The sequence below is a fragment of the Plantactinospora veratri genome (genome assembly GCF_036421995.1).
Classification (GTDB): Bacteria; Actinomycetota; Actinomycetes; order Mycobacteriales; family Micromonosporaceae; genus Plantactinospora; species Plantactinospora veratri.
Genome location: NZ_JAZGQL010000021.1, coordinates 94,559 through 105,378 on the forward strand (window position 1 = coordinate 94,559; position 10,820 = coordinate 105,378).

A 10,820-nucleotide genomic window follows, 5' to 3' on the forward strand; every position below is an offset into this window, starting at 1 on the left:
CTGCGGGAGGCGCCCACTCAGTTCGCCGTCCAGCCCCCGTCGAGGGGGATCGAGGCGCCGGTCAGGAAGGAGGCGGCGGGGGTGCAGAGGTAGGCGACGAGTTCGGCGACCTCCTCCGGCTCGATCAGTCGCTTGATCGCCGCCCGGGCCAGCATGATCTGCTCGATCACCTCGCTCTCGGCGATGCCGTGCGCGCTCGCCTGCGCGGCGATCTGACCCTCGACCAGCGGCGTGCGCACGTACGCCGGGTTGACGCAGTTCGCCGTCACCCCGTGCGCCGCCCCCTCCAGGGCGACCACCTTCGACAGCCCCTCCAGGGCGTGCTTGGCGGAGACGTACGCCGACTTGAACGCCGAGGCGCGCAGCCCGTGCACCGAGGAGATGTTGACGATCCGGCCCCAGTTGCCGGCGTACATGTGCGGCAACGCCCGCCGGACGATCAGGAACGGGGCGGTCACCATCACCCGGTGCAGGTGGTCGAAGCGGTCCGGCGGGAACTCGTGCAGCGGCGCCACGTGTTGCAGCCCGGCGTTGTTGACCACGATGTCCAACTCGGGATCGATCCGGTCGGCGGCGCCGGGATCGGCGAGGTCCAGCCCGAGCGCCCGACCGCCGATCTCGGCGGCGACCGCCTCGGCCCGGCCGGCGTCCCGGTCCAGCACGGTCACCGTCGCGCCGGCCGCGGCCAGCCGCGCCGCGCAGGCCCGCCCGATCCCGCTGGCACCGCCGGTGACCAGGGCGGTCCGCCCGGACAGGTCGAGCCGGACGACCGGCAGGACCCGCCGGTCGGTCCCGGTCGGGTGGTCGGCCGAGGCCGGGGATCCGACCTCCTGCTGCCGCCGTCGCGCGGCCTGGTCGTCCCGACCGGGTTCTACCGTCATGGCCGAAAAAGCTACGAGCCAACCGGGCGGCGGCACATGGGCGTCGGCCACATACTCCGGCGGCGGCCTATGTGGCGACCCCCGGCGGGCTGCCGGGGACGGCTCTGATGATCGGGTACGGGCGTGTCGGCGTTTCCGGCTCCGGCGCAGGCCAGTAGGGTGTCGAACACACGTACGTGCTGCGGCACGGGGAGGGGGCGGCGTGCGGGTGTTGGGCGTCGACCCGGGGTTGACCCGGTGCGGGGTCGGCGTGGTCGAGGGCGTGCCCGGCCGGCCGTGCACCCTGGTCGCCTACTACGTCGTCTACACCGACCCGGGTGACGAGCTGCCGCTGCGCCTGCTGCACCTGGACACCGAGCTGACCCGGCTGGTCGCCGAGCACCAGCCGCAGAGTGTCGCGGTGGAGCGGGTCTTCAGCCAGCACAACGTGCGGACGGTGATGGGGACCGCGCAGGCCAGCGCGGTGGCGGTGCTGGCCGGGGCCCGGGCCGGGCTGCCGGTGCAGACGTACACCCCGAGCGAGGTCAAGGCGGCGGTCACCGGTTCCGGCCAGGCGGACAAGGCGCAGATGATGTCGATGGTGACCCGGCTGCTGCGGCTGGCCGAGCCGCCCCGGCCGGCCGACGCCGCCGACGCGCTGGCGCTGGCGATCTGCCACATCTGGCGCGGCGGCACCCGGTCCCGGATCGCGGCGGCGGCCGACGCGGTCCGGCAGCGCGCGGCGGCGTCGGCCGCGTCCCGGACCGGCGCCCGACCGGGTACGCCCCGGCGGGCCGCCCGGCCGGCCCCGAAGCGACAGGGAGGAACGGGATGATCGCGAGTGTCCGGGGCGTGGTCGCCGGGCTGTCCCCGGACGGCGCGGTGATCGAGGTCGGCGGGGTGGGGCTGGCGGTGCAGTGCGCGCCCGGCACCCTGGCCGGGCTGCGGGTCGGCTCACCGGCCCGGCTCGCCACCAGCCTGGTGGTCCGGGAGGACTCGCTGACCCTCTACGGCTTCGCCGACGACGACGAGAAGCACCTCTTCGAACTGCTCCAGACCGCCAGCGGGGTCGGCCCCCGGCTCGCCCAGGCCGTCCTCGCCGTGCACGCGCCGGACGTGGTGCGCAAGGCGATCGCCAACGCCGACACCGGCACCCTGACCCGGGTGCCGGGGATCGGCAAGAAGGGCGCCGAGCGGCTGGTGCTGGAGCTGCGGGACCGGATCGGCCCGGTGCCGGTCGGCCCGGACGGCGCGGCCGGGGTCACCGCCGGTGCCTGGCCGGAGCAGGTGCGCCAGGCGCTGGTCGGGCTCGGCTGGACGGCGTCCCAGGCGGACCAGGCGGTGGCGGCGGTGGCCGAGACCGTCGACGGTGAGGTCCCGCCGGTGCCGGTGCTGCTGAAGCAGGCGATCCGGCTGCTGGGCAGGACCCGGTGACCGATCCCGAGGGGCTCGTCTCGGCGTACGCCAGCGACGCGGAGCGGGACGCCGAGGTCACGGTGCGGCCGAAGCGGCTCGCCGACTTCATCGCCCAGCACCGGGTACGCGACCAGCTCGACCTGCTGCTGCGCGGCGCCATGGGCCGGGGCACCCCGCCGGACCACATCCTGCTCTCCGGCCCGCCCGGCCTGGGGAAGACGACCCTGGCGAACATCGTCGCCGCCGAGCTGGGTGCCGGGATCCGGGTGACCAGCGGCCCGGCGATCGAGCGTTCCGGTGACCTCGCGGCGATCCTGACCAGCCTCGCCGAGGGTGACGTGCTCTTCATCGACGAGATCCACCGGATCGCCAAGCCGGCCGAGGAGTTGCTCTACAGCGCGATGGAGGACTTCCGGGTCGACGTGGTGGTCGGCAAGGGGCCGGGTGCCACCGCGATCCCGCTGGACGTCGAGCCGTTCACCCTGGTCGGCGCGACCACCCGGTCCGGGTTGTTGACCGGCCCGATGCGGGACCGGTTCGGTTTCGTCGCGCACCTCGACTTCTACTCCCCGGACGAGCTGGACGTGCTGCTCCAGCGCTCCGCGCGGATCCTGGGGGTGCCGATCACCCCCGACGGTTCGACGGAGATCGCCGGCCGGTCCCGGGGTACGCCCCGGATCGCCAACCGGCTGCTCCGCCGGGTACGCGACTTCGCCGAGGTCCGGGCCGACGGGACCGTGACCCTGGAGACCGCCCGGGCCGCGCTGCGGGTCTACGACGTGGACGAGCTGGGGTTGGACCGGCTGGACCGGGCGGTGTTGACCGCGTTGGTGGACTCGTTCCGGGGTGGCCCGGTGGGGCTGTCGACCCTGGCCGTGGCGGTGGGGGAGCAGCCGGACACCGTGGAGGAGGTCTGCGAGCCGTTCCTGGTCCGGGCCGGTCTGCTGGCCCGGACGCCCCGGGGGCGGGTGGCGACCGAGGCCGCCTGGCGACACTTGGGGCGTACTCCGCCAAATGGTACATTTGGTGTGAGCGGGTCCGGAGGGCCCGACCTCTTCTCCGCAGGGTCCCAGGAGGTGTGATCCGTTCGTGATCCGTGCCGCATTCGGTGTTCTCAGGTGCAGGGACTAGACTCGCCGCGGTTTGTACAGGACGTGAGTTCCTGCCTCCGCTCCGGCATACCCGTGTCGTGACGAGGCCGATGGGAAGGTCGTAACAGTGCCTTTGGCAGCACAGAGCGGCGGCGGAGCCGGGAGTTTCATGCCGCTCCTCATGATTGTCCTGCTTTTCGTCGTCATGTACTTCATGATGATCCGGCCGCAGCAGAAGCGACGTCGCGAGGCCGAGCAGATGCAGTCCTCGATCGGCCCCGGCGACGAGGTGGTCACCATCGGCGGGCTCTACGGCACCGTCACCGGCATGGACGACGAGACCGTGATGCTCGAGGTGGCGCCCGGCGTGCAGACGCGGTATGCGCGGCCGGCGATCGCCCGGGTCGTCAAGAAGGTGGAGCGGGTCGAGTCGGTGCCCGAAGAGGTCGACGCGAAGGAGTGAGCCCCTGCTCAACCTCCCTCGCGGTTCGTGGTCGCCGTGGGCGGAGGGCGGGCGTACGCTCCGCGCTCTCCGGGTTGAGAATGGCTCGGTGACCGACCCGGCCGACGGGGCGGGTTCGGCATCGAAGATAATAGATCGACGGGCCGGTGGGACCCCCACCGGTGCGGTACGTATGTCGCCGGCCTCCACCGGCGTCCGACCCGCCGCCCACCACTAGCGGCCGAACCGCGCAGGGAGACAGGAAAGCCGTGGCACCACCTCAGGGACAGATGCGACCCGGGCGGCAGCTGGCCGTGCTCGGGTTGATCTTCACCGTCCTCTACCTTCTGGTGTTCTTCGCCGCCGGGGCCAAGGGAAGCTGGACGGACCGGCTTGAGCCGAAGCTCGGCCTGGATCTCATCGGCGGCACCCGGATGACCCTGGAGGCGGCCACCGAGGCCGGCCAGGCGCCGCCCGCCAGCTCCCTCGAGGAGGCCCGGCAGATCATCCAGGCCCGGGTGGACGGCCGAGGGGTCGCCGAGGCCGAGGTGGTCACCGAGGGCAACCGCAACATCGTGATCTCGGTACCGGGGCAGAACGCCGACCTCGACGACGTCGGCACCCCGGCCGAGCTGCGGTTCCGCAAGGTGCTCAAGACCGTCGACGGTGGCGGCCCGGTCAACGCCGCGCCGTCGCCCGGTGCCTCGGCCAGCCCGGCCCCGTCGGGTAGCCCGACTCCCTCCGGCAGCGCCAGCCCGTCCGGCAGCCCGGCTCCGGACGTGACCTCGTCGCCGGGCGCCGGTGGCGGCCAGGGCGGCGGCGCTCCGGCCCCGACGCCCACCCCGAGCGGCAGCGCCTCCCCGGCACCGAGCGCCTCGGCCAGCGCCGCCCCGGCGGGCGACCAGACCCTGGAGGCGCAGCGCGCGGCGGTGGAGCAGAAGATCGGCGCCGAGGCCTGGGCCGCCGCCACCGCGCTCCAGGCGCCGGCGGACTTCAGTGCGGACCCGGCCCTCGCCGAGAAGCTCAAGCCCTTCGCCGACCTGACCCCGCAGGAGATCCGGGTCCTGCCGGCCGGCGTCCAGTTCAACGTACCGACCATCACCTGCGAGAAGCTCGACCAGCGGCCGCCCGGCTCGATCAAGGAGTCGGACCAGCAGGTGGTCGCCTGCGAGAGCGGCCAGCAGAAGAACCTGTTGGACGTCGCCAAGGTGGAGGGGACCGACGTCGAGGACGCCGACGGGGTGCTCGACCAGACCAGCAGCCAGTGGGTGGTCAGCCTGGACTTCACCGGCAGCGGTCAGAGCAAGTGGACCAACCTGACCCGCGAGGCGTACAACAACACCGACAACCAGTGCGACCAGGCGGCCCTGGGCGACGAGGGCCGGTGCCGGGTGGCGGTGGTGCTGGACAACCAGATCATCTCCTCCCCGGAGATCCAGGGTGTGCTGACCGGTGACTCGCAGATCACCGGAAGCTTCACCAACGCCACCGCCAGCGAGCTGGCCAGCCAGCTCCGCTACGGCGCCCTGCCGCTGACCTTCCAGCCGCAGGAGGCGCAGAACATCACCGCCACGCTCGGCACCGAGCACCTGCGGGCCGGCCTGCTCGCCGCCGGCATCGGCATGCTCCTGGTGATCATCTACGCCTTCTTCTACTACCGGCTGCTCGGCTCGGTGATCTTCCTGAGCCTGGTGCTCTCCGCGATCCTGGTCTTCGGCGCGCTGGTGGTGCTCGGCCGGCAGATCGGCTTCACCCTGACCCTGGCCGGAATCGCCGGCTTCATCGTCTCGTTGGGTGTCGCCGCCGACTCCTTCGTGATCTATTTCGAACGTCTGAAAGACGAGATCCGGGACGGACGCAGCCCACGCAGCGCGGTACCCCGTGCCTGGGCCCGGGCCCGCCGGACGATCATCTCGGCGAACGCGATCTCGATCATGGCCGCCGTGGTGCTCTACCTCGTCTCGGTCGGCACGGTGCAGGGCTTCGCCTTCGCGCTGGGCCTGGCCACCATCCTCGACCTGGTGGTCGTCTTCCTGTTCCGGCATCCGATCATGACGATGTTCGCGCGTACCCCGGCGTTCCTGTCGCCGCGGGTCAGCGGTCTCGGTCGGGCGCTGCACAGCCAGGACGACGACGAGGCGCCGACGACCGGCAAGACCCGCGTGAAGGAGGCCTGAGATGAGCAGGAGTGGGCTCGCCAGCCGCTTGTACCGCGGTGAGGCCGGTCTCGACATCGTCCCCCGCCGAAAGCTGTGGTTCGGCATCGCCGGTGGGTTGGTGCTGCTGACCATCCTCAGCTTCCTGATCCAGGGCTTCCACCTCGGCATCGAGTTCCGGGGCGGCAACGAGTTCCAGGTGCCGACCAGCGTCGGCACGATGCAGCGCGCCGAGGAGGCGCTGAACTCCGCGCTCGCCGAGGAGTCGACCCCGGAGGGGCCGGCCGAGCTGGTCTCCAGCCAGCGGGTCGGCGACGCCACCTACCTGTTCCGGACCTCACCGCTGGAGCAGCAGCAGGCCACCGAGGTCCGCACCGCGGTCGCCGCCGATTTGGGCATCGCGGTCGACGAGATCAGCGACAACCGGGTCAGCGCGGCCTGGGGTGCCCAGATCACCCAGCGGGCACTGCTCGGTCTGGTGATCTTCGTGGTGCTGGTCACCGGTTACCTGGTGCTCCGGTTCGAGCTGCGGATGGCGATCGCCGCCGTCGCCGGCCTCCTGTTGGACCTGCTGCTCACCGCCGGCGTCTACTCGGCGGTCGGCTTCGAGGTGACCCCGTCGACCGTCGTCGGCTTCCTCACCATCCTCGGCTTCGCCCTGTACGACAGCGTGGTGGTCTTCGACAAGATCCAGGAGAACACCCGGGGCATCACCGGCGGCAGCAGCCAGACGTACGCCGAGGCCGCCAACCTGGCCCTGAACCAGACGCTGATGCGGTCGATCAACACCTCGGTGGTCGCCCTGCTGCCCGTCGGTGGCCTGCTCTTCATCGGTGCCGGGCTGCTCGGTGCCGGCACGCTGAAGGACCTCGGCCTGGTGCTCTTCGTCGGTATGGGCGCCGCGTTCTTCTCGTCGATCTTCCTCTCGACCCCGCTGCTGGTGGCGCTGAAGGAGCGGGAGCCGCGGATCCGGCAGCACACCCAGCGGGTGCTGACCCGCCGGGCCGGTGGCGGCCGGGACGCCTCCGCCGTACGCCGCCCCGCCCGGCAGCCCGGCCAGGCGCGGCCGGCCGCCGCCGAGGCGCCGGTCGACGAGCCGGCGACCGAGGAGGCCCCGGTGCCGTCCGAGGGGACCGCGCTGGCCGGGACCGCGCCGAAGGTCGGCTCCCGGCCGACGGGCAAGCGGTCCGGTGGCGCCCGGGGCGGTCGCTCCGGTGGCAACCGACCCGGTGGCAAGCGGCGCTGAGCCGACAGACGGATCGAAAGGCGCCCGACGCGCCGCCCAGGCGGCGGGTCGGGCGCCTTTGCCCGGAGAGGACGCAGTGGTGACGGAGACCCCGACCGAGGTACGCGGCGACAGCGGACCGGTGACCGCCCAGTTGGTGGCCAGCCGGGTGCTGGACGTGCCCGACTTCCCGAAGCCGGGCGTGGTGTTCAAGGACCTGATGCCGTTGTTCGCCGACGGCGCCGCGTTCCGGGGGGTGATCGACGACATCGTCGACCACCACGGCCGGGACTCGTTCGACGTGGTGGTCGGGATCGAGGCGCGCGGCTTCGTGGTGGCCGCCGCGATCGCGTACGCCACCGGGGTCGGGGTGGTGCCGGTACGCAAGGCCGGCAAGCTGCCCCGGGCCGCGTACGCCGCCTCGTACGCCCTGGAGTACGGCGAGGCCACCCTGGAGGTGCACCAGGACGCGTTCACGGCCGGACACCGGGTGCTGGTGGTCGACGACGTACTCGCCACCGGTGGGACGGCGCAGGCCACCCTGGACCTCGTGGAGCGGGCCGGTGGCACGGTGGCCGGGTTCAGCGTGCTGCTGGAACTGAGCTTCCTGAACGGCCGCGACCGGTTGGCGCCTCGTCCGGTTCATGCCCTCCTGACCGTTTAGTCCCTGGTGACCGCCACGACCGGCCGGTACGCCCGGAGGACGGTCACCAGGTCCCCGGTGCGGGTACGATTGCCCTTCGTGGCCGGCTCGGGTGCATGCCCGCGACTGGCGTAGGACCGGCTCGACCGGCTACGGTCGGGTCATTCCCGGCGAAGTGTTGAGGAGGCCGGTGTCTTCCGATGTCGCCCCTCCGGCGGAGGGCATGGTGCATCCCACCAACGAAGCTGATACCCCTGCCGACGGCACGCCCGGCGCCGGTGGTGGCCAGTCCCCGGTCAACGGGTCCGGTCGGCCCGGCGGGCCGGCGGAGCCGGTGGTCGCCGCCGAGCAGGCCCAGCCTGACTCCGGACGGGTGGCCACGCCGAACCGACCGCTCGGCGCGGTCCAGCCGGTCGCCGGCAGTCCGGCCGGGGCCGCTGCCCCGGTCGCCGGGCCGCTGGCCGCCCCCGCCGTCGACGGCGGTGCGGTGCCGGCCGGCGTCGGTGCCACCGTGGGGGCCGGCGCGACCGCCGAGTTCGCCGGGATGGCCACCGGGGTCGCGCAGCCGCCCGCGTCCAGTTTCGCCCTGGCCAACGCGCCCACCGGGCGCCGGGTCCGGGCCCGGCTGGCCCGGTTCAACGCGCCCTGGCAGACCCCGCAGGTGAGCGAGGTGCTGGAACCGCTGATCGCGACGCACCGCGCCGCGCATCCCAAGGCGGACGCGCGGCTGCTGCAACGCGCCTTCGACATGGCCGCCCGGTGGCACTCCGGGCAGTACCGCAAGTCCGGCGACCCCTACATCACCCACCCGCTGGCGGTCGCCACCATCCTGGCCAACCTCGGGATGGACACCACCACCCTGGTCGCCGCGCTGCTGCACGACACGATCGAGGACACCGACTACGGGCTCGACCAGATGCGCGCCGACTTCGGTGCCGAGGTCGCGCTGCTGGTCGACGGCGTCACCAAGCTGGACAAGGTCAAGCTGGGCGACGCGGCCAAGGCGGAGACGATCCGCAAGATGGTGGTGGCGATGGCCAAGGACCCCCGGGTGCTGGTCATCAAGCTGGCCGACCGGCTGCACAACATGCGTACCCTGACCTTCCTGCCGCCTGCCAAGCGGGAGCAGAAGGCCAAGGAGACGCTGGAGATCCTGGCTCCGCTGGCGCACCGGCTCGGTATGAACACCATCAAGTGGGAGCTGGAGGATCTGGCCTTCGCCAACCTCTTCCCGAAGCGTTACGAGGAGATCAACCGGCTGATCGGGGAGCACCAGCCGCAGCGTGAGGCGCTGCTGCGGCAGGTGACCCAGAAGGTGCAGGTCGACCTCAGGTCCGCCAAGATCAAGGCGGAGACCACCGGCCGTCCGAAGCACCTCTACTCGATCTACCAGAAGATGATCGTCCGGGGTCGGGACTTCAACGACATCTACGACCTGGTCGGCGTGCGCATCCTGGTCGACACGGTGCGGGACTGCTACGCGGCCCTCGGTGTGATCCACGCGAACTGGCAGCCCGTGCCGGGCCGGTTCAAGGACTACATCGCGATGCCGAAGTTCAACATGTACCAGTCGTTGCACACCACGGTGATCGGGCCGAGCGGCAAGCCGGTCGAGATGCAGATCCGCACCTACGCGATGCACCGTACGGCCGAGTTCGGCATCGCCGCGCACTGGAAGTACAAGGAGAAGAAGGGCGAGACGGTCGTCGGCCCGCCGGCCCACATCGACGAGATGACGTGGCTGCGGCAGTTGCTGGACTGGCAGCGCGAGGCGGCCGACCCGAGCGAGTTCCTCGACGCGCTCCGCTTCGACCTCTCCAGCCAGGAGGTCTACGTCTTCACGCCGAAGGGCGACGTGATCCCGCTGCCGACCGCGTCGACCCCGGTCGACTTCGCGTACGCGGTGCACACCGAGGTCGGGCACAAGTGCATCGGCGCGCGGGTGAACGGCAAGCTGGTGCCGCTGGAGTCGACGCTCTCCAACGGCGACGTGATCGAGATCTTCACCTCGAAGTCCGACACCGCCGGCCCGACCCAGGACTGGCTCGGCTTCGTCAAGAGCCCCCGGGCGCGGACGAAGATCCGGCAGTACTTCAACAAGGAGCGCCGCGAGGAGGCGATCGAGGCCGGCAAGGACGCGATCGTCAAGGCGATGCGCAAGCAGGGCATGCCGTTGCAGCGGATGCTGACCACGGACAACCTGATGACCATCGCCCGGGACCTGCACCTGGCCGACGTCGCCTCGCTATACGCGGCCGTCGGCGACAGCCAGGTCTCCGCCCAGTCCGTGGTGCAGAAGCTGATGGCCGGCTACGGCGGCGAGGAGGGGGCCGCCGAGGACCTCGCCGAGACCGCCGTCGCGACCCGTCCGCAGCGCCGGGGCAACAGCAACGACCCGGGCGTGGTGGTCCGGGGGGTCAGCGACGTCTGGATCAAGCTGGCCCGCTGCTGCACGCCGGTGCCGCCGGACACCGTCTTCGGCTTCGTGACCCGCTCCGGCGGGGTGAGCGTGCACCGGGACGACTGCGCGAACGCCGAGGAACTCAAGGTGCAGACCGAGCGCATCGTCGAGGTGAGCTGGCGGCTCACCTCGGCCTCGACGTTCCTGGTCGCGATCCAGGTCGAGGCGCTGGACCGGCACAAGCTGCTCGCGGACGTGACCCGGGTGCTCTCCGACGAGCGGGTCAACATCCTCTCGGCGACCGTCACCACCACCCGGGACCGGGTGGCGGTGAGCCGGTTCAGCTTCGAGATGGCCGACCCCAAGCACCTGGGGCACCTGCTCGCCGCCGTGCGCAAGGTGGACGGCGTCTTCGACGCCTACCGGGTCACCTCGGGCGCCTGAGGCAACCCCGGGGCCGGCTCCTCGGCACGGGCGGCACCTCGGTACGGATGACTGAAACGGCGCCGGGGGGCCCCCCCCCCCCCGGGGGGGGGGGGGGGGGGGGGGGGGGGGGGGGGGGGGCCCCCCCCCCCGGGCCCCCCCC

General features: G+C 72.1%; 9 protein-coding genes. 8 read left to right on the forward strand and 1 reads right to left on the reverse strand.

The window, feature by feature from the left end; genetic code table 11:
* Positions 1-17 precede the first annotated feature (17 nt).
* Positions 18-881, reverse strand: coding sequence for a 3-hydroxybutyrate dehydrogenase (locus V1634_RS25210; RefSeq protein WP_331210360.1), 864 nt, complete (start codon positions 879-881; stop codon positions 18-20).
* A 202-nt stretch (positions 882-1,083) separates the two neighbouring features.
* Here V1634_RS25210 and ruvC point away from each other — a divergent pair, with 202 nt between their 5' ends.
* From ruvC to V1634_RS25250, 8 genes are all read left to right on the forward strand, one after another.
* Positions 1,084-1,695, forward strand: coding sequence for a crossover junction endodeoxyribonuclease RuvC (ruvC, locus tag V1634_RS25215; protein WP_331210361.1), 612 nt, complete (start codon positions 1,084-1,086; stop codon positions 1,693-1,695).
* Positions 1,692-2,294 carry a Holliday junction branch migration protein RuvA gene (gene ruvA / locus V1634_RS25220; RefSeq protein ID WP_107262864.1) on the forward strand — a complete coding sequence of 201 codons (603 nt, stop codon included), beginning with the start codon at positions 1,692-1,694 and terminating at the stop codon, positions 2,292-2,294. The genes ruvC and ruvA overlap by 4 nt, the downstream gene beginning before the upstream one ends.
* Positions 2,291-3,358, forward strand: coding sequence for a Holliday junction branch migration DNA helicase RuvB (gene ruvB, locus V1634_RS25225; RefSeq protein WP_331210362.1), 1,068 nt, complete (start codon positions 2,291-2,293; stop codon positions 3,356-3,358). Before ruvA ends, ruvB begins: the two co-directional genes overlap by 4 nt.
* A gap of 178 nt (positions 3,359-3,536) precedes the next feature.
* On the forward strand, positions 3,537-3,830 hold the full coding sequence (gene yajC / locus V1634_RS25230) for a preprotein translocase subunit YajC (RefSeq protein ID WP_304598502.1): 294 nt from the start codon (positions 3,537-3,539) through the stop codon (positions 3,828-3,830).
* Between the two features lie 248 nt (positions 3,831-4,078).
* Positions 4,079-5,986 carry a protein translocase subunit SecD gene (gene secD / locus V1634_RS25235; RefSeq protein ID WP_331210363.1) on the forward strand — a complete coding sequence of 636 codons (1,908 nt, stop codon included), beginning with the start codon at positions 4,079-4,081 and terminating at the stop codon, positions 5,984-5,986.
* Position 5,987: 1 nt separating this feature from the next.
* Positions 5,988-7,211, forward strand: coding sequence for a protein translocase subunit SecF (secF, locus tag V1634_RS25240; protein WP_331210364.1), 1,224 nt, complete (start codon positions 5,988-5,990; stop codon positions 7,209-7,211).
* 79 nt (positions 7,212-7,290) lie between these two features.
* Positions 7,291-7,854 (forward strand): adenine phosphoribosyltransferase, encoded by a 564-nt coding sequence (locus V1634_RS25245; RefSeq protein ID WP_331210365.1) that lies wholly within the window; start codon positions 7,291-7,293, stop codon positions 7,852-7,854.
* Between the two features lie 352 nt (positions 7,855-8,206).
* A complete protein-coding gene (locus V1634_RS25250) occupies positions 8,207-10,678 on the forward strand; it encodes a RelA/SpoT family protein (protein ID WP_407951850.1) in 2,472 nt (823 codons plus the stop codon).
* Positions 10,679-10,820: the final 142 nt, after the last annotated feature.